17 protein-coding genes are annotated in these 25,012 nt (G+C 36.4%); 10 read left to right on the top strand and 7 right to left on the bottom strand.

From position 1 onward, the window contains the following. Nucleotides 1–126: 126 nt before the first annotated feature. The 9 genes from BM121_RS04030 to BM121_RS03990 all read left to right on the top strand — a co-directional run bounded on the left by BM121_RS04030 (nucleotide 127) and on the right by BM121_RS03990 (nucleotide 15,126). Entirely contained in the window at nucleotides 127–3,801 is a 3,675-nt protein-coding gene (locus BM121_RS04030) for a glycoside hydrolase family 30 protein (protein ID WP_245780730.1), read from the top strand. Nucleotides 3,802–4,044: 243 nt separating this feature from the next. Next, nucleotides 4,045–4,713 (top strand): YesL family protein, encoded by a 669-nt coding sequence (locus BM121_RS04025; protein ID WP_091481488.1) that lies wholly within the window; start codon nucleotides 4,045–4,047, stop codon nucleotides 4,711–4,713. A gap of 43 nt (nucleotides 4,714–4,756) precedes the next feature. Continuing rightward, nucleotides 4,757–5,656 carry a carbohydrate ABC transporter permease gene (locus BM121_RS04020; RefSeq protein WP_091482397.1) on the top strand — a complete coding sequence of 300 codons (900 nt, stop codon included), beginning with the start codon at nucleotides 4,757–4,759 and terminating at the stop codon, nucleotides 5,654–5,656. 18 nt (nucleotides 5,657–5,674) lie between these two features. Next, on the top strand, nucleotides 5,675–6,514 hold the full coding sequence (locus tag BM121_RS04015) for a carbohydrate ABC transporter permease (RefSeq protein ID WP_091481486.1): 840 nt from the start codon (nucleotides 5,675–5,677) through the stop codon (nucleotides 6,512–6,514). Between the two features lie 195 nt (nucleotides 6,515–6,709). Then, on the top strand, nucleotides 6,710–8,122 hold the full coding sequence (locus tag BM121_RS04010; RefSeq protein ID WP_091481483.1) for an ABC transporter substrate-binding protein: 1,413 nt from the start codon (nucleotides 6,710–6,712) through the stop codon (nucleotides 8,120–8,122). A gap of 93 nt (nucleotides 8,123–8,215) precedes the next feature. Then, nucleotides 8,216–10,036, top strand: coding sequence for a sensor histidine kinase (locus tag BM121_RS04005; protein ID WP_091481479.1), 1,821 nt, complete (start codon nucleotides 8,216–8,218; stop codon nucleotides 10,034–10,036). Continuing rightward, nucleotides 10,014–11,621: a response regulator transcription factor gene (locus BM121_RS04000; RefSeq protein WP_091481476.1), complete on the top strand. Its 1,608-nt coding sequence runs from the start codon at nucleotides 10,014–10,016 to the stop codon at nucleotides 11,619–11,621. Before BM121_RS04005 ends, BM121_RS04000 begins: the two co-directional genes overlap by 23 nt. Further along, complete coding sequence (locus BM121_RS03995) at nucleotides 11,618–13,333, top strand: heparinase II/III domain-containing protein (protein WP_091481473.1); 1,716 nt, start codon at nucleotides 11,618–11,620, stop codon at nucleotides 13,331–13,333. The genes BM121_RS04000 and BM121_RS03995 overlap by 4 nt, the downstream gene beginning before the upstream one ends. Next, the gene (locus tag BM121_RS03990; protein WP_245780729.1) at nucleotides 13,333–15,126 is read left to right on the top strand and encodes a DUF2264 domain-containing protein; all 1,794 of its coding nucleotides are present in this window, start codon (nucleotides 13,333–13,335) and stop codon (nucleotides 15,124–15,126) included. Before BM121_RS03995 ends, BM121_RS03990 begins: the two co-directional genes overlap by 1 nt. Before the next feature lie 278 nt (nucleotides 15,127–15,404). Here the strand turns inward: BM121_RS03990 and BM121_RS03985 are convergent, their stop codons facing one another. From BM121_RS03985 to BM121_RS03975, 3 genes are read right to left on the bottom strand one after another with little or no spacing between them, the layout of a single operon-like run. After that, on the bottom strand, nucleotides 15,405–16,475 hold the full coding sequence (locus BM121_RS03985; protein ID WP_091481468.1) for an ABC transporter substrate-binding protein: 1,071 nt from the start codon (nucleotides 16,473–16,475) through the stop codon (nucleotides 15,405–15,407). A 23-nt stretch (nucleotides 16,476–16,498) separates the two neighbouring features. Beyond that, nucleotides 16,499–17,272: an ABC transporter ATP-binding protein gene (locus tag BM121_RS03980; RefSeq protein WP_091481465.1), complete on the bottom strand. Its 774-nt coding sequence runs from the start codon at nucleotides 17,270–17,272 to the stop codon at nucleotides 16,499–16,501. Nucleotides 17,273–17,292: 20 nt separating this feature from the next. Further along, nucleotides 17,293–18,048 carry an ABC transporter permease gene (locus BM121_RS03975; RefSeq protein ID WP_091481463.1) on the bottom strand — a complete coding sequence of 252 codons (756 nt, stop codon included), beginning with the start codon at nucleotides 18,046–18,048 and terminating at the stop codon, nucleotides 17,293–17,295. Between the two features lie 239 nt (nucleotides 18,049–18,287). Here BM121_RS03975 and BM121_RS03970 point away from each other — a divergent pair, with 239 nt between their 5' ends. After that, complete coding sequence (locus tag BM121_RS03970; RefSeq protein ID WP_091481460.1) at nucleotides 18,288–18,569, top strand: hypothetical protein; 282 nt, start codon at nucleotides 18,288–18,290, stop codon at nucleotides 18,567–18,569. Between the two features lie 73 nt (nucleotides 18,570–18,642). On the opposite strand, the gene BM121_RS03965 is transcribed toward BM121_RS03970, so the two are convergent. From BM121_RS03965 to ppc, 4 genes are all read right to left on the bottom strand, one after another. Then, nucleotides 18,643–19,593: a ribose-phosphate diphosphokinase gene (locus tag BM121_RS03965; protein ID WP_091481458.1), complete on the bottom strand. Its 951-nt coding sequence runs from the start codon at nucleotides 19,591–19,593 to the stop codon at nucleotides 18,643–18,645. 64 nt (nucleotides 19,594–19,657) lie between these two features. Then, nucleotides 19,658–20,788: a glycerate kinase gene (locus BM121_RS03960; RefSeq protein WP_091481456.1), complete on the bottom strand. Its 1,131-nt coding sequence runs from the start codon at nucleotides 20,786–20,788 to the stop codon at nucleotides 19,658–19,660. A gap of 670 nt (nucleotides 20,789–21,458) precedes the next feature. After that, nucleotides 21,459–21,740, bottom strand: coding sequence for a spore morphogenesis/germination protein YwcE (locus tag BM121_RS03955; RefSeq protein ID WP_091481453.1), 282 nt, complete (start codon nucleotides 21,738–21,740; stop codon nucleotides 21,459–21,461). 198 nt (nucleotides 21,741–21,938) lie between these two features. After that, complete coding sequence (gene ppc, locus BM121_RS03950) at nucleotides 21,939–24,692, bottom strand: phosphoenolpyruvate carboxylase (protein WP_091481451.1); 2,754 nt, start codon at nucleotides 24,690–24,692, stop codon at nucleotides 21,939–21,941. Between the last annotated feature and the right edge of the window lie 320 nt (nucleotides 24,693–25,012).

Here is a 25,012-nt window from a genome sequence, read left to right as displayed (position 1 = left end):
GTAAGCGCATCCAATAAATTTTAGGGGGGAGTATTGATAGTGATTTTGCACTTACATTGTTAGCAAGAGGATGCATAGTTAAAGGATATGAAGTGAAGAATTCAATCCATATTAACATGGGAAGGAATGATTAAAGGTATGATTGCTAAGAATATTTTTAAACAATCTATTGGATTAGTAGCTATTACTTTGATATTGCTAGTGTTAGGAATGCTGATTGGAGTGAATAATTCCAAAGCCGAGGAAATGTCAGAAACAATTACGATCGACGGCAGTGATGTTGATGAACATAATCGCTTTAAAGGTTTTGGTACAGTATCAGGAAATAATACATCTCGGTTATTACTCGATTACAAAGAAGAGCATCCAGAAAAGTACTGGGAAATTATGAATCAATTATTTAATAAAGAGACTGGAGCAGGATTAGCGCATGTTAAAGTGGAATTAGGTGGAGATATTAATTCATCGTCCGGAACTGAACCGGCGACCATGCGTTATGAAGATGAACCTGTTAATGTATTAAGAGGAGCAGGTTTTCAGTTTGCCGCAGACGCGAAATCTATTAATCCAGATATTACAACAGAAATCTTACGATGGGGAGAACCTCGTTGGACTTGGAATGGAGTGGCTGATAAGGCATATCAAAATCGCTACCAGTGGTATAAACAAACAATTGATGCCGTTTATGAAGAGTATGGTTTTCGTTTGGATTATATAGGAATATCTCAAAATGAGAGAGCACAAAATGGAAATGGTAGAGATGAAGTGGAGTGGTTAGAATATTTTACTTCTAATATAAAAGAAGAACCGAATTATCAAACAGATTATAAAGATATTAAATTAGTTGCAGCTGATGGATATCGAGATACAGCCACAATTAGTCGTACATTACTAGACAATCCTGATTTAATAGACGAAATAGATGTGATTAGTTCTCATTATGGTCTAACTGGTACTAATGAACTTTCGGAGTTGCAAGATAAATTAATCGCTGAAGGTAAACAACCAAAAGAAGTCTGGGTATCAGAAGGTATTTCACCAATGATTAATGCAAGATACCGGGAAAACATGGAACCAGATTATAATGGACTTGGAGGACGTGCAGGGATTATTGACGTTACTTCTCGAATTATCTCTGTGTATTCGTGGGAAGGAGCAGGTGATCTGCCATTAAATGCAGTTTCATTTGATTTCCAACCATCTGTCGCTGCTTTCTATCAGGGGACACAATACAATCCGAAACATTTAATTAGTGCGTTTGATCCATGGTCTGGTTTTTATGAAGTGGATGGTGGTCTACAAGGTGTCAGACATGTGATGAATTTTGTTGGGTATGATGATCATACGACATCAGAAAATGAACGTTGGCAATATATAAAAGATGCAACTTATAGTGATGGAAACTTCTTTGATGGTGGCGTAGATGTGGATACAAGCACACATAATTATATGACATTGAAAGATCCGGAGACAGACGATTACACAACAATTTTTGCGAACAATACAAAAGAAACAAGAAAATATACGATTGAAGCACAAAATTTAAGTGGGAAAGAAAATGCAGATGTTTTCATTTGGGAAACACAAGGTCCTGATCAGGGACAAGCCTATGATGAGAATTGGTTTAAGAACATCGACACGATTACACCAGTTGATGGTACGTATGAGGTTGAAGTTAAACCTTATTCGATCGTGACCATTTCTACATTAGATAAAGAAGCGGAGGTTGATGATTTTGCATATCAATCAGATCCGATAGATTTATCAAAAGACAAGATTATGCCTTTACCATACACAGATGATTTTGAATATAATCAATATGGTAAGGATGATGAAGGAAGAGATTATGTAGAACGTCGAGGAGGGACACCAAGATATACTACAGATCAAATCGGTGCTTTTGAGGTAGTGAAAGAGGCAACAAAGCCAGCTGCGATCGGAAGCTTTGAAAGAGTAGAGCGAGACATCCCAGATGCAAAAAAACATGGCAATATGCTCCAACAAAAAATTACACCAGATATTATCGGAGCTGACTGGGCTGTTTGGGGTGGAACAGATGGAACGGAGGCGGGTGTAAATCCTAACACCAATATTGGAGATTTCCGTTGGGTGAACTATAAAGTGTCTTATGACTTTTTATTAGATTCGCATACTCCTGAAGAAGAAGGCAGAAATAATTATGCTTTAATCGGTGTTCGTCAAGTAAAAGCCGATTGGTCTGATTCACAGGCACCTTATAATGCCCGGATCTACAAGGATGGAAAGTACGAAATTTTGAAACTTGGTGATGTGGTTGAAGAAGGAACAATAGAATCGTTTGATAATACTATATGGCACAACTTAGCATTTGAAGCAAAAGGAAATATCTTTACCCTTTATCTTGATGATGAAGAAATAGCCTCTTACACAGATGAGGATTCAACTGTCATGTCTGGTAGAGTGACATTAGGCTCAGGTTATTACGAAACACTTATCGATAATTTGAAAATTGAGCCAATTAAGGGTTATGCATATGAATCATTGAAACTCGATAATGCCCAAGGTAAGATTTATGGGACAGAAGAAGAAGCATTTAACAATGATGATCAATGGAACCCGATTGGATATGTAGGAGACTGGGAATTTATCCAGGCTGGATATGGACACTATAATCGTACACAAATGAGCGCATCAAGTGACTATCCGGTTTGGAATGGTGTAACAGTAGAGCATACGGATACGACTAATGAGCAAGGAACATTAAACAAGGTTTATTACTCTGGAGATTGGGGATCCAACAGTAGAAACGCTTGGGGAAGTGATGGTGACTCTTTTGAGATTAACTTTAAAGGGAATGCTATCAGATTATATGGTGAAGCAAATCCATCGAATGGTACTGCTGATATTTACTTAGATGGAGAGCTTGTCGATGAAGCCAATTATTTAAACAATAGTTCGATTGTAAAAAAGGTTTGGGAAGCGACCAATCTTGAAGACACAAATCACACACTCAAAGTCGTTGCTAAAGAAAGCTTTACAAGTTTTGTTCGAGCAGAGATAGAAACAGATGACCCTGTAGATTTAGAAACTATGAATACATTAGCTCCAAATAACATTACTGCCATAGCTGCTGATTCAGAAGTAGGCGATGCCGAGAATACGGTGTATGCTTATCGTGAGAATGGCAACACTTGGGGAGCAAATAATACAAATGCCTGGGCTGACTTCAATGATAATCCTTATATCTTCATCAATTTCACAGGTACAGGAATTGATTACCTTGCTGGTAGTGGTGATGAAACCACCTATCACTTTGAACTCGATGGCGAAAGTGTTGGAAACTTTGATGTAGAGCCAGATGGTATCAGATATTCTGTGAGAGATCTCGAAGAAAAGCCTCATACATTAAAAGTATCATTAGGTGATAATGAAGTGAAAGAACAATTTATGGATTATAGAGGTGTAAATATCTACAGTACACCGAAAGAAAGTGAACATACCATTCTTTTTGACTTTAAAGGAAGTGGCTTCAATTTATTTGGTGCAACTTCAGATGCGTTAATTGATGTGTATATTGATGATCAGATGATCGAAGAGGATTATCGAGTATATGCAAAGGGTGATAGACAAACTTCTTATAATATTCGAGGTCTGAAAAAACAGAAGCATACAGCAAAAATAGTAGTGAAAGCTGGCAGCTATGTGTTGGATGGAATTGATATTATTACAGGTGCTAGTCCAGCAGAAGATGACAAAGATAAAGACAAAGAAAAGCATAAAGAGAAGGAGAAAGACAAAGATAAAAGTAAAGATAAGAATTAATTAGATATTCTAAAATTTCACCAGCAGAAAAGCTAGCTAAACAAACGTTAAGCTAGCTTTTTCTGTGTATAAAAGCTGTTTCCCGAACTGATATAGAGCTAGCTAACAACATGTTTACTATACTTACATATAAGTGCAAATGGTATATATCAAAGTCAAATATATATTGATAAAAGTAAAAATAGTGCTATTTTCATCAGAATGAAAGCGTTTATAATTTTAATAAGGAAAGGGGGAGGCCAGATGCAGTTTGATACATCAGGTGGCTTATTTAAAATTTGTGAATGGCTTTATCGTCTAGCACTGCTGAATATGCTTGCTATTGGGTTTACCTTACTAGGAGGGATTGTACTCGGGTTTTTCCCAGCAATCACCGCAATGTTTTCATTAAATAATAAATGGCTGAAAACGGAAGAATTTCCGATTATGAAAGAATTTTGGAAGGCTTATAAGCAACAATTTGTAAAAAGTAATCTACTTGGAGGGCTTATTGTAGTTACTGCGACAGCTCTGTATATTGATTTTGTATTAGTTCAGAACTTTAACGGAATTCTTTATTATTTAATTCTTAGCAGTAGTGCGACGGTATTAGTTTTAAGCTTTATTGTTTTATTATATGTGTTTAGCCTAATGATTGAATTTCCAGACAATGGTCTGATGAAACAAATCAAAAGGGCAATACAAGTAAGCACACTATTCCCGTTGCAAACGATCTGGATGGGATTATCATTAGTTAGTTTTCTTTTTATCTGTTGGGTGATACCAGGCTTTGCATTTTTGTTTTTGGGAAGCGGATTAACCTTTATTGCAATGTATTTTAGCCAGTTCGCACTGAAAAGGTTAGACAAATACAAAACTTTACCATCCAATGTAAGAATTATAGAAGAAAGAGGTGCTCTTCATGGCGAGTAAATCATCTACGACAGCAGGGGAACTGCAAGAATCACCAAGAACAATGAAAAAAAGCAAAAAATCAAAAATCGAAAAAAGCGAAAATTTAGTCGGTTTTCTTTTCGTTTCACCTATGCTATTAGGCATATCCGTTATTGTGCTATTCCCGATTGTAGCAACATTTATCTTGGCATTTGCGGATTGGAAGTTTGTCACAGGAATTGATCAGTTACAATGGGTAGGATTTGATAACTTTATCGCATTAACCAGTGATGAGAAATTTACTAAATCGGTAATCAATAATGCAATCTTTATTTTTACCGTTCCGATTACCATGTTCTGTGCCCTTTTCTTAGCGGTTATTATTGATAAAAATGTCTATTTAAAAAGTTATTTTAAAGTAGCTTTTTTTATGCCATATATATCAAGTGTTGTAGCAATTGCTGTTGTATGGCAGGTGCTTTTCCATCCATCTCAGGGGCCGATTAATCAGGTGTTAATGACATTCGGAATTGAGAATCCGCCAACATGGATTTCCGATCCGAATTTTGCCTTAATTTCATTAATGATTATTCATACTTGGATTTCAATAGGCTTTAGTTTAATTGTCTATATTGCAGGATTACAGTCTATCCCTAAGGAACTTTATGAAGCTGCTGATATTGATGGCGCTAATAGTTGGTATAAATTTAGAAATATCACGTTTCCATTAATATCACCAACATCATTCTTTTTGTTAATAACAGGGATCATTGCTTCATTTAAAGTGTTTGATCTTATAGCTGTATTAACAGAAGGTGGGCCATTAAATTCAACAACGATGCTTGTTTGGCATTTATATGAAAGAGCCTTCCTTGATCTAGATGTAGGTTATGCTTCGGCAATAGCTGTCGTATTATTCTTATTCGTGTTTTCGATCACGATTATTCAGTGGATCGGACAGAAAAAATGGGTGAATTACTAAGAGAAAGGGTGTGTTTTGATGCAAAAACAAAGAAATTGGAATGTAAAAAAAATCATCACTACCATTATTTTATTCTTTTGTAGTATTGCATTCTTATTACCGTTTGTCTGGATGCTATCAACGTCATTAAAAATTGAAGCGGATGTTTTTAAATATCCAATTGAATGGATTCCAACAAGATGGAATGCTGCCAGTAACTATCAGGAAGTATGGTTTGGTGATCATCCTTTTTATTTATATTATTGGAATTCGATTAAGGTTGCCATATGTACCACCGCTATTTCTGTAGTCGTATCTTCATTAGCTGCTTATGGATTTTCAAAGGTACGATTTCCGGCAGGTGCTTGGTTGTTTATTATTGTATTAGCAACCTATATGGTCCCACCACAAGCAAGTCTGGTACCACAGTTTATCTTATATCGTTATTTAGGTTTATTTGATACACATATCGGTTTAATTTTATTAGGAAGTTTTAGTGTGCTAGGGACATTCATGCTTCGTCAATTTTTTATAGGTATTCACAATGACTTTATTGATGCAGCAAAGATAGATGGTGCAGGACATTGGCGAATTTTTTGGCAAATCGCATTGCCGGTTGTACGACCAGCAGTCGCTACGTATGCAATCCTTCGGTTTATATGGACATGGAATGATTATCAAAATCCGTTAATTTTCTTGCGTACCGATGCATTGTATACGATTCAATTAGCGATGCAAAAATTCACAACGATTAATGGCAGTTTTTACACCTTAATTATGGCAGCAGCGGTATCAGCTATCTTACCACTCTTAATTGTCTTTATATTAGGTCAAAAACATGTTATCGATGGTATTGCTTTAGGAGGTGTGAAAGGATAAAGTAAAACTAGGCTTATCGTCAAGTATTGGCGAAAGTCTTCAGTTTTCTTATACTATCTACATTAAATGATTTTACTTTCTGATAGTATAAAGTAAAAAAAGTGTTGTCAAAGGTAAAAATAGTGATATGTATTCATGATATTAATTTGTTAGCATCAAAGTGTAAGGGTTTTCAAAAAATGAGGGGGTATGAAAATGAAAAGCAAGCTTAAGTTGTTGCTCTTATTATTAAGTATGACATTATTTCTTAGTATGTTGGTAGCTTGTAGTAGTGGTGATGACGAATCTGCTGCAGGTTCCGATTCAGAAGAAGGAGATAATACCGAACAACAAAGTGAAAATGATGGGGAAGAAGAAGCGAGTTCTGATGAACCTGTTAAGCTTAAGTTCCATACGCATGGAAATGAAGCATCATATAACTGGTCTGAAACCATTCCAGCATTTGAAGAAGAACATCCAAATATTGAGGTGGAGCTGGTCATTTTAAGTGAAAAAGGAGATACGAACGAAGCGTTACAAAAATTAGATCTGGCAGCCTCCTCTGGTGAGCAATTAGATGTTTTGATGTTTAGTGACCCAGCTTCCTATGCGCAACGTGTAGATTTAGGAATGGTTGCACCAATTGATGAATTTATTGAAGAAGACGGATATGAACTGACTGAAGAGTACAAAGTAAATACACAATTGGGAGATCACTATTATGCACTTCCGGGTAAATTTAATCCATGGTATGTACTGGTCAATAAAGACCATTTAGATGAAACTGGATTAGAGATGCCTACGGATTGGACTTGGGATGAATATGCTGACTATGCCAAACAATTAACAACAGACGAACATTATGGAACGTTCTTTCACGGACCACAAAATGGTGGATGGATGGAGTACTTAAAATTAGCATTAGCAAGTCAACCGGAAGAAACCGAGTTATTAAAAGAGGATGGAAGCTCAAATTTTAAGGATCCAATGTTCAAGAAAACATTAGAACTTCGCTGGCAAATGGAGAAAGAAGATAAATCTGCCACACCATACACAGACATTATGTCACAACAATTACATTATCGTGATACTTTCTTTAATCAAGATGCCAGTCTCGTTATGATTGGAAGCTGGATGAACACAGAACTTGGTGGTACTGATCAATTCCCATTAGATTTTAATGTAGGTGTAGCGCCGTATCCGAAAAATAATTCAGATGATGAAGGTGGTTATACACCAGTTACAACAGACTATATGGCAGTGGCTTCTAATTCGGAACATAAAGAAGCAGCCTACGAGTTCATTCGTTGGTATACAACGGAAGGTCAGGTTGTTCAAGGTAAAAATATTCCTTCTTGGAATGGTGTAGGTGATGACGAACTTGAGAATATTGTTAATACTATTCTAGAGGATACCAATAATCCAGAAAAAGTAGATACGGATGCATTGATTTCTGTGTTAAAAAACTCAAAAGCATCGAAATTAATTACACCAGCACCTTATCAAGCAGAAATTTATCAAATGGCAAATGACGAATATGAAAAACTAATTTACGAAGAACAAAATATCGATGAAACGATTGAAGCGATGCATAAACAAGCGGGGGAAATTATCGAAAATAATCAATAAATCTTGAATTGATTGAGTTGAAGCGTTTACAATTAAAGTAAGGGACGTTATTTCCGTTGTCCCCTGACATTCTTGTGAAAAAGGAGGATGAATATGAGGACTAAATACCGGAGATTAACGTCTCCTTCTTTTCGTTCCAAAGTCTTCCTTGCATCTTTTATATGTATTGGAATTCCAGTTTTATTGACATTATCTATATATAGCTATTTAACTAGAGATGCGGTAGAAGAACAAGCGATGCAGAATGCCAAGAAAGAACTTGATCTAACCGAAGAAAACGTTGCTAGAGTAATAGATGATGTCATCAACGCATCTAATTTTGTTCAGATTGACTCGGAACTCAATACAATACTGAAAAATAAATCAAATCTGGCACTAAATGAAATCGATAATCAGAGTTATACGGAATATTTAGAAGACCGTCAAGTTAGGAAAATCATCGAAAATATTACGCTGTTAGGTGAAAAATCCTATGTAACGATATTGTTGAAGAATGGCCAGTATTATACGAATTATTCTACTGGTCAATATGATCCTAATTCGCTTTATCAAGAGCAATGGTTTAAGGAATTGGATTCGTTAAATGGATTTGAATCCTACTGGTCTGGTGTGGAACCGACGATGTTGACGTATGAACGGATCCAGAGTCCCTACCAATTCTCTGTCGCAAGGACTTTACGTGACAGTAATAGCGGAATTTACGGATATGTTATTGTCACCTTACTGGAAACAAAGATTCGCAACATCCTAAATAATCGAAACCCATCAGAAGAAATCATGCTAGTCGATGGTCAGAATCAGGTGTTATCACATAAAGATCCGGAACTGATCGGTGAAAAAGCACCAATTTTGGCTGATATTCCTTTATCTAATAGTTCTCAAATAGCAGAATGGAATGGACAAAAATATGTCATTACGCATAAATCATTAAGCTTTAATGATTGGATACTTCTGTCCGTTATTCCATATAAAGCAGCAACTTCTAATATTAATTCGATCTTTTCCGAAGTGTTTTTGTTATTAGCTGTATCTTTTGCGATATTTTTTGTTATCTTAGCATATTTAATGAACAGAATCACAAAACCGTTAAGACATTTGGATAAAGTTGTGAAGAAGGTGCAAACAGGAGATTTAAGTGTTCGATCAAACGTAAACAGTAATGATGAGGTTGGTCAATTCTCACATTCATTAAATCATATGCTCGATCGAGTAAATACCATGATTGATGAAGTAAATCAAACGCATAAAAGAAAAAGGAAAGCAGAATTAGCTATGCTTCAGGCGCAGATTAACCCCCATTTTTTATTCAATGTATTGAATTCAATAAGAATGAAAGTTTTTAAGTTTGGTGATAGGGAAAGTGCTAGCATGATTCAGTCACTTTCAAAGCTGTTACGTTGGACCATTGAATTTAAAGAGGATCAAATCCCTTTATTTGATGAAATAAGCTTAATGAAAGATTATATTAACTTGATGAATATGAGGCAAAAAAATAACGTGGTGTTAGAGGTAGATGTGACTACAGAAGCCTATCAACAATTAGTACCAAGGTTTTTGTTACAGCCTTTGATCGAGAATTCGATTATCCATGGTCTGAACCAGGGGTCAGGAAATATTATTATAAAAGCGGATGTAAATAATGAAGCGTTTCAACTTAGCATATCTGATAATGGAGAAGGTATCAGCAGGCATCAATTAGATAAATTAAATGAAGCATTATGTTCATCCAAAACTACTAAACGTTCGAATAAAGGATTTTCCAGTATTGGTATGACCAATGTGTATGAACGATTGCAACTTTCTTATCGCGTTAGTCCGGGAATGGTCATAGAAAGTGATCCGAATGTGGGTACAACCGTAACAATAAAGATTCCTTTAGGTGGTGAAGGTCATGTACAAAGTCATGTTAGTTGATGATGATTATCCAACGATTGAGTTTTTATCTGAAACAATTAATTGGGAGCAGCTAGGTTTAGAATTAGTGAGTACACATGAGAATGGATTGCAAGCCTTCCATTATGCAAAAGAAGAGATGCCAGACATTCTAATTACGGATATAGGTATGCCTAAAATGGATGGAATTGAGCTTACAAAAGCACTGAAAAAAAAGAAGTCCAATATACAAGTAGCGATCATCTCCTGTCATAATGAATTCTCATATGCCCAGCAAGCGATTAAATTAGATGTAAAAGACTATATATTAAAGGAATCACTTAACCCGGAAGATTTAGAAGAGATTTTAATTGCCTGTAAAAGACGATTAGATAATGACACTTCAAAAGTGGTAGAAGTAAAACAATTACGACATAAAATAAAAATGAATTATGATATGGAAAATCAAAAGCATTTGCGTCAGTTTGTTCAAGACTCATCCAATAAATTATTGGATATATTGGATCAGAGTATGCCTTATATTCCGGCTTATTTTTTTATAAATGATTATTATCAGGTGAAGAAAAACTTTATTTCTGATGATACATTACAATTCGCAATCTATAATATTATGAGAGAAATAATTGATGAAAAAGAAATGGATAAGGTATTCTGCATTCATTATGAGCAAAACAAAGGTTTTCTATTTTATCCTGATTATTTAACCATTAAGTATGATATTTTTGCTGAATTACGTGATTTATTGAAAGAACTGCAACAATCTCTGAATCATTATTTAAATATACAAGTAAGCTTTTTGATAGGAAATAAAAGTGATCTATCCTTATTAAAATCAGAAATCCTGTCGTTAATAAATAGTGAAAAACAGATTTTTTTCACTGATAATAATTCGATTGCTACTCTAGAGAAAACAGCTCCAACCTATCATGGACAAGAGATTTTTAATTATTATCAGGATGTAACGAACGAACTAAAAAAAGCGATGTTTCAACGCAATCTTTTGTCATTTAAAGAAAACCTGACCAAATGGATAGGTTTTTGTATATCGAAGCAGTATGAACCAAAGGTAGTCAAAGAATGGTTTCTTCGAATGATTTTAGATGTAAATATGCGATTGCGAACGATCCCGTATTTTCAATCTAATTATCATGCGGAATCTATACAAGAAGAGGTTTTTCTGTTAGATACCATATATGAACTACACGGATGGTTTAATCACTATGCCGAAAAATGCTTGAAAGAAACAACACAACAATTGAAAAACAATTATCATAAAGATGTTGTTCAAGCATGTTACTATGTTGCAGATAATATACAAAAAAAACTATCTTTAGATGATGTGGCGGAATATTTATATTTAAATGCTAGTTATTTTAGCAGGCTTTTTAAAAAAGAGATGGACATTACTTTTGTAGAATATGTCAAACAAAGAAAAGTAGAAAGAGCCAAAGAATTACTAGAATTAACAAGTGACTCCGTTGGACAAATATGTGAACAACTCGGATATGATAATCAAAGTTATTTTATTAAAATATTTAAAAAGCAGGCAGGGTGTACGCCGCTAGAATATAGAGGACGAAAATGGAATGGAGCTAATGCTAAATGAAGACAGATTGGAGAAGTAGCGTTATAGCACAACTGGAGAAAGAGGCGGAGCAGTTTCTGCAGACATCTACTGTTAGCATTAGCTTTGATACGTACCGAAAATTTATGCGTAACGGTGATCGTCAAAGTTACGAAGCACTATATTTTTTGCAGCGAAAAAGGTTAACGACATTTGGTTTACTCCAATTCCTTTATCCAGAAAGGCAAGCGTACACAGAAGCGTTAGAAAATGAAATATGGCAGGTTTGTAATGAATTTACATGGTGTCTTCCTGCACATTTGGATAGGCAATTCGAGGAGCAAGACTATAAAACCTATCAACAAACTAATCAACTGCAATACACTGTTGACCTTTTTGCGGCAGAGACAGCATTTACTTTAGCGGAAATGATCCATTTCTTCGGGGAGCATTTGGACGATTTCCTTGTGGAGAAAGTAAAAATTGAAATTGATCGTCGTGTGTTCATTCCTTTTTTAGATGGTTCTTTTCATTGGGAAAAGGCGACACATAATTGGGCTTCTGTGTGTGGAGGATCGATCGGCGCAGCTGCTTTATACTTGATGAACGGAGACCGTAAACAAAGTCTAATTATCGACCGAGTGATACAAACGATGAATTATTATTTAGCAGGATTTGAAGAAGATGGAGCTTGTACTGAAGGCTATGGTTACTGGCAATATGGGTTTGGTTATTTTGTCTATTTTGCTGATCTTTTAAAACGTTATCGGAATATCGATTTATTTGAATATCCGAAAGTTAAAGCGGTTGCACTGTTTCAGCAAAAAGTCTTTTTAGCGGACAATACCGTGGTTAATTTCTCAGATGCAGCACCAACTGCGGCACCGATGATTGGATTTACACATTATTTGCATAAAAAATTCTCTGAGGTACATGTACCAACCGAGAGTTTGGCAACGACATCCATTGTCGATCACTGTGGAAGATGGGCTCCTGCAATACGCGAATTATGCTGGTATGATCCAAAGCTAAAAGGAAGAAATTGGCCTACAGGGAGCTGCCTGATGGAAGATTCGTCTATCTTTCTATCGCGTATCGAACAACACGCATTTGCTGTGAAGGCAGGACACAATCATGAACCACACAATCATAATGATATTGGTCAATTTATCCTTTACAGTCGTGGAAATGTTTTTTTGCGAGATTTAGGGTCTGGCCAATATCATAAAGATTATTTTAGTGACAAACGATATCAGTTTATTTGCAATAGTGCAGAAGGGCATTCAGTTCCTGTCGTTAATGGGTTCTATCAGCAAGAAGGTGCGAGATTTTATGGTGAAATAATCCATGCGGAGCAAAACAATAATTATGATGAAATTGAACTGGATTTAAGCAGAGCATACCCGGGTCAACTGCAATTTACCCGCAGTTTTCAGTACTATAAAACAGAACATCCTAAATTAGTGATCATCGATAATTTTTTATTTAATGAATCCCCATCGTCCTTGGTCGAATCTTTTATTGCAGAAGATCTTCCTTTTGACTTGCAAGATAATAAGCTTTATTTAGAAGGCGATAAAGAAACGTTGGAAATCTCATATGAAAAAGATATAGTACTTCCGACTGTGAAAAGAAAAAGCTTTCGAAATCACCAGGGAGAAATCGAATGTTATTTACATATTTTATGTGAAGTGGTAAGCCTGAATAAACAGGTTTCGCTTAGATTTGAATGTAACCTTTTAGGAGGGAAATAATGAAGCAGAATCCTTTAGAGACGAAACAAGATATCGAGAAATTATTAACAGATATGTGGGAACCGCTCACACCATATTATGATGAAACGAGTTCACGAATACGCGTTGGCCAGACTGCTGCAGCTTATTCGGAGGACGTAGCAGGTCTGGAATGTTTTTCAAGAGTTTTATGGGGAGCCGCACCTTTACTTGCTTCTAATGGCAGTACAGGTTTATGGTCTAAACATTTGCAAGGTATTATCAATGGTACTGATCCGCAAAGCAAGGGGTACTGGGGTCAAATTCAAGACTATGATCAACGAATTGTGGAGATGGCGGCATTTGGTTACACGTTGTGTTTAGCACCAGAACACGTTTGGGAACCACTCACCGAAGAACAGAAAGAAAATCTGGTAAACTGGTTATCTCAAATAAATAAACATTCTGCACATGATTGTAACTGGTTATTTTTTGCTGTAATCGTCAACATCGGATTGAAAAAAGTTGATGCTCCTTACGATCAGGCAACCATCGAACGAAACTTAAATAGATTCGAAGACTTTTATTTAGGTGATGGCTGGTACAAGGATGGCGAAATAGCTCATGTAGATTATTACACCCCTTTTGCACTCCATTATTATGGGTTGTTCTATGCTGCCATGATGGAAAAGGATGATCCACAACGTTCGAAAGTATATAAAGACAGGGCTACTTTGTTTGCCAAAGATTTTCTCCACTGGTTTAGTGAAGATGGTCGTGCACTTCCATACGGACGCAGTCTAACTTATCGCTTTGCTCAGTGTTCATTTTGGAGTGCTTATGTCTATGCAGGACTTGATGACATTCCTTTACGTACTATCAAGGGGATCATTCTCAGACATCTTCGTTATTGGAGTAAGCAGGACATTCTTTTGCCAGATGGCACATTATCGATTGGCTATCAATATCCGAATCTACTAATGGCTGAAAATTATAATGCACCAGGTTCTCCATATTGGGCGTTTAAAACGTTTCTTATTTTAGCATTGTCAGATGAACATCCTTTTTGGCAAGTGAAAGAAGATAGTTTCCCAACCTTGCCATCGACATCATTTCAGGAAAAAGCGTCATTTATACTAGAACGTGATCAAAAATCTGATCATGTAGTTGCTTTTACACCAGGCTACCAGCATACGAATGGCCATACACACACCTCAGCTAAATATGAAAAATTTGCTTATTCCAACCATTTCGGGTTTAGTGTACCCAGAGCAGAGTGGGGATTAGACCAAGGAGCATATGATTGTATGCTTGCGGTTAGTGAACAGGACGAACTTTATCGAGTGAAGCGATCAGTGACAGAGAAAGCATGGATCGAAGATGTGATTTATTTTAAATGGAAACCATGGCACGATGTGACGATTAAAACATGGATTATTCCCGGAGTTCCGTGGCATGTTCGCATTCATCAAATCGACACAGCCAGACCTTTGGATATTGCCGATGGCGGATTTGCACTAGGTTTAGCAAACCAAGATCAGCACAATAAAATGACACTAACTAATGCTCAAACACCTTATGGTAGTGTTGTGGCACAATCCTTAGCTGGAAAAGGTGAGGGGACACACATATTTCCAAATGCCAATACTAATATAATGACAAAAAGAACAGTTATCCCGACCATAAAAGCAAGAATTGAACCAGGTGAGCATCAATTTATTCATATGTTTTATGGTTCACCTGCTACAGATGAGGAAAAAGCACCTGTTTTAGAAAATGGTGTTATTTACTACAGAAGCAAAAAATGGGTAGTCGAAGAATTGTTGCAACAGTAACTTTGCAGTTGTTGTTTTTGAATGATTGATAGAATGAAGGACAAAAAAGGGGCAACATTGAAAAATTTGTCCTTCATAGGAAGAATGAAGGACAAAAGAAGTGGAATAGAAGAAGAATTGTCCTTCATAGAGCAAATGAAGGACAAATGATGCGGAAAACCACAAAAATGGTCTATCATAAAAGGAATATCAAGTACATTCATCCCCTCCTATTTCCACTTCCTGCATTGTTACAATTTGGGATATCGATTCATTAGATCAAAATAGGAAGGAGTTCGTTATTCTTCATATGTTCCAATTAAATCTAGCGCTTCTTCAACGAGTGACATATCTATAATTTTGTCAAAATCTAGCTCACCTTGAATCGCACCATTTTCTTGATAGAATTGATATTGGTTTTCTACATCTTCTTCAAAAATGTATCCATTAGGATTTAAGCCAGTCACCCCAACTTCCGTCCACAACTCTTCATCTTTTAATGCCGTGTGATTGGCCATGATGGAGACAACCTCACCTTCGTCATCGACTTCCTTCATAAAGATATCATGGTAATCACGTACGCCTCTTAAATATGCTGCCATAAAACGAACTGCTACATCCCGACGTTCTGTTAAAAACTTAGGTGAACCTAAAACCATTGCTATTTGTGCTTCAGGAGCATAATCTGTTGCATCCAGGAACCGTTGGTGAATGTCTTGATTTTCCCCTTGTGTAATCAGTGGTTCAATCTGCAAAGCAAGGTCAATTTGTTTATTTCCCATTGCTGCCATCATATTACTAAAGTCACTCATTAAGACAAATTCAACTTCGTCTGTAGAAACTCCAGCATGTTTTAGCATTTCATTGTAAATATAATGATCCACACCATTTTCAGTTGATACGGCAATTTTCTTACCCTTCACATCTGGATAATCTGTCATTTCATTTTTCAAATCATCTCTTACGACAAAGGTAAAATAAGAGCTACCGTCATTGTTATGACCTTTGTCGGCAATAAAGCGTACGTCGATACCTTGTGCGATCGAATTGAAGAAAGAGGCGGAAGATATCCCACCAGCTACATCTACTTCACCCGCTGCAACAGCAGGTAGCATTTCATCACTGTTGCCAAAAGTCGCAAATTCTACTTCGATGTTATATTCTTCAAAGTAACCTTTATCCTTTGCGATGTAAAAACCTGCTCCAGAAGCAGATCCATCTTCTGCAATGATGACTTTGGAGGTTTCTTCAAGTGGAGATAATGAATCGGTATTTTCTTCGCCATCTTGTTGACTAGAATCAGATGATTGACAACCACTTACAATCAAAAACGCGACAACTGTTATTATAAAAAATAGAAACTTTTTCATCGATATTCCTCCATTAATATTACTCACTTTAGCCTAGCTTGCTTTACTTCACTTTGTAGGTGCTCCCATACATCTAAGAAAATGTCTGTCATGGTTGAATCTGACCGCACTTTTTCGATAGACCGTGGCCGTTCCATCTCAATCGTAATGTCTTTGACAATTGTTCCTGGCTGTGAGCTCATCAGTAAAATTCGATCACTTAGCAACAATGCTTCATCAATACTGTGCGTAATAAAAAGAACAGTTTTCTTTGTTTCCTGCCAAATCGAAAGTAATTCTTCTTGTAAAATAAATTTATTTTGTTCATCCAGGGCAGCAAATGGTTCATCCATTAATAGAATTTCCGGGTCATTAGCGAAAGCACGCGCAATACTGACGCGTTGTTTCATTCCGCCTGAAAGTTCTTTAGGGTACAGACGTTTAAAATTGGTTAACCCAACTTTGGATAAATAAAACTCTGTCCGCTCCTTAATGTAAGCTCTTGGTAAATGTCTCATTTTTAATCCGAACGCAACATTTTCTTCGACAGTGAGCCAAGGAATGATACCATTTTCCTGAAAAACCATTGATTGTAATGGCTTTTCTTTATCTAATTGTTGAATGAATACATCACCAGTAGTCGTTTTTTCTAAATTAGCTAAAATTCTAAGTAACGTTGTTTTTCCACAGCCACTCGGCCCTAATAAACAAACGAATTCACCTTGTTGAATCGATAATGTGATATCTTGTAAAGCATCTATAAACTTATCTCGTTTGATGAATTTTTTTGATAATTGATTAATCTCAATTTTTGACAACTTTATCCCTCTTTTCTACATTATTTCCAGGGCAATAATTTTCGTTCTATTCCTCTTAGCGATAAGGAGAAAAAGTAACCAAAAAACGAAATAAGTAGTAATCCAACATACATCTGTGGCAGTAAAAAAGCTTTGTAATTCATCCAAATTAAATAACCGATCCCGGAAGATGCACCAATCATTTCCGCCGCTACTATCGTCAATAATGCAATCGCCTGGCCCATTTGGATACCTTCCAACATAACTGGTAATGAACCTGGCAGAGCAATTTTGAAAAAGAAGTCTTTCGCATTGGCTTGATAATTTTTTGCTACTTCCAAGTAGATTTTATCGATATTGGCAACACCTGCTGCGGTATTAATAGCTACTGGAAAAAAGACGCTTATCGCAATCGTAATTACTTTCGAGAATTCTCCGATACCAAATAAAATCAAGATAATAGGAAGCATCGCTATTGTTGGAATCGGCATAAAAATCATAATGATAGGCGAGAAAAAATGTCGAAAATACCGATACATCCCCATTAACAGCCCAATACAGATCGCAGGAATAACCCCGAGTAAAAACCCAATTATAATCCGAGTTAAACTGACTGTGATGTGTGTAAAAAGCTCCCCAGACTCTCCCATCTGCACTAGTGTTTGTATAATTAAAGTTGGTGCCGGAAAAAAACGCGGATCTAGTATCGCGAATTGAGAACAAAATTCCCATAATAGTAGTAAACAGATGGGGGAGAAGATGGTAATTAATTGTGGTATAGATACTTTTTTTTGCATGACATCTCTTCCTCTCTTTATATGGCTATCATATGTATTCGCCCAAAAGGTGTGCAAAAAAAGTGTGTATGCTAAACTGACAAAAAAGGAGGAGGACGATGAGAAAAATAATGGCTTTTCTTCTTGTTATTTTGCTAATCAGTTGTCTTTCAGATGTGGGAGAAGGAGAGTTATATCTTAGTGAGTAAGCAGGCATAGATGGAGAAAAAGATGTTCAAGTTATTACGGATCAAGATGCATTGAATGAAGTATGGGAAGAAGTGGATTTTCAAAAATCCGCACCTACGATAAATGATGGTGAAGCAATGATTGTTGCTTATACAATGGAAAACTCTTGTGAGAAAAGTATTGAACAAACTACTATAACAGAAGAGGGAGTATTTCAAATTGAAACAAAAAGGCGAGGTACCAATTGTAATGACGTAGGGATCATGAGGACATTTGTGATTGAATTAGGCCAAGAAACACTTACTAAATTGGAAGCAATTGAATTGGGAAGGGGAGCGCTTTGGATACAATGAAGGGTAGAAAAAATTCAGGTAACTGGGATAAAGAACGTTCCTATATTCCAGTTACCATCATTAAAGGATGCTTTTAGTTATACAATGAGCTGACAGATTGATGTTCATATAAGCGGATAATACCTTCTGCAACAACAGGACCGACAGTCAATTGAGTAATTTTATCGATTTGTTTTTCTTCTGATAATGGGATCGTATTGGTAACAATTAATTCTTTTATATCGGATTCAGCGATTTTTTCGACGGCAATACCTGAAAGTACAGGGTGAGTAGTACATGCATAAATCTGCTTTGTTCCGTGAATTTTTAACGCCTCTGCACTTGAAGTAATACGTCGCCCAGTATCAATTATATCATCAATAATAATAGCTGTTTTGTTTTCTACTTCACCAACGATATTAATAGTTGAGGCATTATCTTTTGGACCACGTCGATCTACTATAGCTATCGTTGCTTTTAACTGATCAGCCAAATGTCTAGCGCGTGATACACTACTATGGTCAGGTGCCACTACAACGATATCTTCTAGTTGTTTTGCATCCAAATAGCTTCCGATGATAGGAACAGCTGAAATAGGATCTACGGGAATATTGAAAAATCCCTGTGCTTGAGGTGCATGCAAATCGATGGAAATAATCCGGTTTGCACCAGCTTTTTGTATTAAATCAGCAATTAGTTTCGCTGTAATTGGTTCCCGTGCACGAGATTTTCGATCTTGACGTGCATAACCATAATAGGGAATCACGACATTTATTGATGCTGCAGAAGCCCTTTTTAAAGCATCAATCATAATTAATAACTCCATAATATGATCTTCTACTGGATCATAGGTAGATTGAATGACAAATACATCACAACCTCTGATGCTTTCTTCAATATTAATTTGTATTTCTCCATCACTGAATGTTTTAACTGAAGACTGTCCTAAATCAATACCAATATGATGTACGATTTCTTCAGCGAGTGATAGGTTGGAGTTTAATGAAAAAACTTTTAATTTGCTATTATTATATGTGTTGCTCAAGCAAAAGCCCTCCTAATAGATGTATGTTTCTTTTATTATCGCAAAAAGCGACAAATGAAACAAGTTATCTATCTTCTTTCATTGCTTGAATTAGTGTCATAATTTGCATCGTTTGTTCTTTTAAAAGTGTGGAGGTATTTTCCATGCATTCAGCCAGACTTAGAGGCTTGTTAACAATTGAAAAACAGCCTGCAAATTGTTCCCTTAATCTTGCAGTATTACCTCCTAAACTACCGGATAACAAAATAGTTGGCTTATTATATTTATTTCCGGTATCTGCCACAAAACCTGGTGCTTTTCCATATAAGGTTTGTTCGTCACTTTGTCCTTCACCAGTAAAAATAAGGTCAGCTGTTTCAATGCTTTGCTCAAGATGAATAGCTTCAGCAATTAGAGAGGCTCCAGATTCCAATTTTGCCCCGAGTGTTAAGAAAGCGAATCCCAAACCACCAGCAGCCCCGGCTCCAGCAGTCTGTTGCCAATTGTTGCTTAATTGAGCTTCAATCAAGTTAGCAAATTTGTGTAAAGCTTCATCGTATAAACGAATTTGCTCAGAGGATGCTCCTTTTTGTGGACCGTATATAGTACTTGCGCCAAGTTCCCCACATAAAGGATTGTCTACATCACAAGCAATTCGGAAGTCAACATCTTGTAAGCGAGGATCTAAATCATCAAGCTGAACAGAGTCGGTATGTAATAGGTCATCACCAAATTTATCTAATCGATTACCATTTGTATCAAATGCTTTTAAACCAAGAGCTTGCAATAACCCTAATCCACCATCATTCGTAGCACTACCACCGAGACCAATAATGATTTGCTGACAGCCTCTATCCAATGCATCGACAATAGCTTGTCCCATTCCGTAAGTCGTAGTTAAGTCCGGATTTCGCTTTTCATCGGGGACTTGATACAAGCCAGCATGCATTGCCGTTTCAATTACTGCAATAGTCTGATTAACGATGGCATAACTGGTTTCTATCGAATTACCTAATGGACCGACTGTGGAAAGTTGAACTCGTTCCCCCGAAGTAGCTGATAATATCGCTTCGATCGTTCCCTCACCACCATCTGCCATTGGTTTTGTGATAACTTCGTGATCTCCGCTTGTCTGGATTGCTATCTTTATCGTATGTGCCACTTCGGTAGCGGAAAGGCTTCCTTTATAAGAATCAGGTGCTACAACAATTTTCATGACATTTCCTCCAATGAACAATATACTTTTCAGTAAATTATAATGTAGATATCGCTTACAATCAATAAATAAACCGAACAAAGACACCCGCACCTGGTCTGTTATCTGATTAAAAGTAGATATAAACTGCGCAATAGTGAAAGTTAAGATTTGCTTTCTTCCGTTCTAATTATGGTTGACTGCTAATTCGCCAGCTGCGGAAAAACACTCGCTTTCCGTGGGGAACGCTTCAGCCTCCTCGGAAGCCAAAAACCGCTTCCTGTGGGGTCTTCTGACTGTTCCTTTCCCACAGGAGTCTCGCATTTTTCCGCAGCCTAGAGTAGTTTTTTTAATGAAGTGAGAAGAAAGTCAAAAGATATATTCCATGGATTTTATCCTTTCAATCATCAATGAATCCTTACCAGCGTAGGCAGAATACGCAGACTCCTGTGGGAACAGCACGGGCTGAAGATCCACTTGGTAAAGTGATTTTCTTTACCAAGTTAGCTGATGCCGTGCCCACGGAAAGCGAAGTATTCTGCCGCAGCGGTGACATAACAATCTCTACAAGAAAGAAGGAAGCAAGCAAATCCTTTATAGAGTTACTGCGCAGTTTATGTTTTTTATGGATCATTTGTTGCTTTCTTTTGTATCAAAAAAAAGATGATGTATTATTGACATCATCTTTTGCTTAATTATTTTGTCCTACCATTGGCTGACGTATTTTGATAGACTTTCTCATTTCAAGTAATACGATCGTAAAGGCAATATGACCGTATACGAGATTTGCAATAAATAGACCCCATAAATAAACTTCTCCAGGTCCAATGCCGACTGTTACGAATTTTGTGAAGGTAAACCAAGCACCAATAACAAAAGGAATTTGTCCGATTGCAGTTTTTTTCCATTTATCTCCCCATAATAAAAAAGGAGTAAAACTAAAAATTAGCAAGAAAATTAACAATATGCTCATACCGAGTCACCTCAAGTTTTAATTTGTAAGTGTTTTCAGTAATATTATAACATAAAGTTCATATTTTTGTAACAATTAGTTCATTTTTTAGACACAAATTTGTAAGTGCTATCAGGCAGTCGACTAATTTATATTATTCTCCAGATAAAAAAGCCTTTAAGCAATTTGAATTTGCTTAAAGGCTTTTCGATTATTGCATTAACCTGTATTACGAAGACCAGCAGCAACACCATTAATGGTAAGCAGAGCTTCGATTAACAGTTCATCATATTGATGGCTTTCTTCTTCTTGGTTGCGTAGTTGTGAAACGAGTTGAACTTGTAATAAATTCAACGGATCTACTAAAGGATTACGCAGTCTCACGGAATCTTTAATGTTCTGACGGTTATCTAGTAACGCATCTTGTCCTGTGATTTTTAAGACGATTTCTTTTGTTTGCGCATGTTCTTCTTTAATAGAGTTAAAGATACGGGAACTAATTTCATTATCTTGCATCATATTGGCATATTCTTGTGCCGTTTGAATATCCGCTTTCGTTAAGGCCATTTGTAAGTTATTGATTGTTGCGTTAAAGAACGGCCATTTTTCATACATTTTTTTCAATAATTTCAGGTTACCTGTTTCATCAAGATATTTCTTAAAGCCAGTACCTGCAGCATACCAAGCTGGTAGTAATTGACGACTTTGGGTCCAAGCAAATACCCAAGGGATCGCTCGTAAGTCCTCAAAGCGGTCACTACCTTTACGTTTCATTGGACGAGAACCAATATTTAAGTCACCTAATTCATGTAAAGGTGTTGCCTGGTTAAAGTATTTAATAAATCCAGAGTCTTCAAAAACTAATGATTGATATTTTTTCAACGCGTATTCAGAAATAACACTCATTGCATCTACTTCTTCTTGTGATGGCTTCATATTGGTATTGTCATCATTTAATCCCATGATACCAGTAAGTAGGGTAGAAGTAGCTTGTTCTAAACTACGGTACGCGATATCTTCCAGTAGATAACGAGAAGATAATACTTCCCCTTGCTCTGTAATTTTAACACCATCACCAAGAGTTACAGCCGGTTGTGATAGTAGACTAGAATATAATGGTCCGCCACCACGTCCCAGTGAACCACCGCGGCCGTGGAAGTATTTTAATTTCACTCCATAGGTGGATGCAATGTCATGAATTTCTTGTTGTGCTTGATATAACTCCCAGTTTGCTGTGATGTTACCACCATCTTTACTACTGTCAGAGTATCCAAGCATTACTTCCTGCAAGTTACCACGTGCTTCAAGATGTTTACGATATAAAGGAATATCGAATAATTTTTTAATCATTTCAGGACCGTTCTTTAAGTCATCAATTGTTTCCAGAAGTGGTGCCGCATGAATGCGACTGACTACTTTTCCATCTGGATATACACGATAAAGTCCAGCTTCTTTTGCTAGTACTAAAACTTCTAAAAGGTCACTTACGTTGTCGGTCATACTAATTAAGTAAACTTCAATCGCACGTAAACCGAATGTGTCCTGTGCACGCTTAATCATGCGGAAAGTATCGATTACTTCTAATGTTTCAGGACTGTACTCATCATAAATAGAAATTAGTGGACGAGGATTTTCCAGAACAGAAACAAGTGTCTCCACTTTGTCTTTTTCATCTAATGCTGCATATTCATTAGTTATACCTACTTCATGGAAAACTTCTGTAAGCGCTGATTCGTGCTCACCACTATGATTTCGAATATCTAATGATGCAAGGTGGAAACCGAATAAATCAACTTGGCGAATTACCTTACGTAAAAGCTTTACAGGATTGTGATTTGGATGATGTACTTTCATGCTTTCACGGATAATATATAAATCTTCTAGTAATTCTTCTGCTTTCGCATAACCGCGTTCATCATCTTGCTCTGTATATTCAAGTTTTTTCAGCATGAGTGAAAGCTTAAGTCGATATACTTCATCTTCTTTATACCAGCCATTAATAGCTAATACCTTACGATCTTGTTCAATAGATGCTCTTAACTCTTCACTTACTTCTATTTTGGAATCAGAATGACTTAGACGGTCTTGTAATGTAATAAGTGCATCTTTATATTTTCTCAATACTAATTCACGCTGGCGTTTTAACGTTTCGAATGTTGTCGTAGCTTTTACATTCGGGTTACCGTCACGGTCACCACCGATCCAGGATCCAAATCGTAAGAAGGAAGGAATGTGCCAACGTTGATTATATTTTTCAAATAATAAATCTTCAAGATCGTCATGGATTTTAGGTAAAACATCAAATAACACACGGTCAAAGTAGTATAATCCGTTAGAAACCTCTTTCATAACAGATGGCTTCTTTTGTCTGATTTCTTGAGTCTGCCATAAGAAAGTAATTTCATTGGCAATACGCTCTTTAATCATTTTTTTCTCATATCTTGTATAGGAATAATCCCACTGTGTTAATAAACGAGCGATTCTCTTATGAATTTGTAAGATACTTCTTCTCGTTGCCTCTGTTGGGTGTGCTGTCATAATCAATTCTAATGAAAGTTTCCCAAGTAAGTCTGTAATCTGATCTGGACTTACATTGTTATCAATTAACGTTTTTACACCAGCTTCCAGTGAACCAGGTTGGATAATATTTGCATCCTGTGCCTGATATTCACGACGTCTTCTTGAACGGTAATTTTGCTCGGCAATGTTTAACAAATGCAAGTGAATAGAGAAAGCACGAATTACATTTTTTCTCAATCCAGGTTCCAGCTCGTTAATTTTTTGTTTGATTTTATCTTGTGTCACTGCATCTTGTGTCTCTCTAAATTCTGTGGAAAGCGCACGAATCTCTTTAACTGTAACTAACAGTGTATCGCCACCTTCATGAAGCAATACGTCATCTAAAATCTTCGTTAAGTATTCGACATCTTTTAACAACGATACATTAATTTTCTCATCAGATGTTGTTGTCATATTGTCCCACTTCCTTTCAAGTTTTTCATTCAATATAAGATGGTTTGAATTTTAAGTATGCATTCAAAGTGTCGTGCTTTGAATAGCTTGCAATTGATAGTTGGCTGGAATTGGTTAGAGGACTTAAACTGGACAAACGATCCTACGCTACCTTAGAATCGTCATAAATAATAAATGAAAATACGACATAAAAATAGACACATTTATTATAATACCATGAATTTTGTAAATTGAATAATGATTTCGCTTTATTATCTTAATTATCTGAAAATCATGCATGTATATGTAAAATAGTTGTGTCTATTCCTATAATAAGTTTA

The organism is Gracilibacillus orientalis, from assembly GCF_900114645.1.
Taxonomy (GTDB): domain Bacteria; phylum Bacillota; class Bacilli; order Bacillales; family Amphibacillaceae; genus Gracilibacillus; species Gracilibacillus orientalis.
This window is presented reverse-complemented; position numbering and strand designations above follow the sequence as displayed.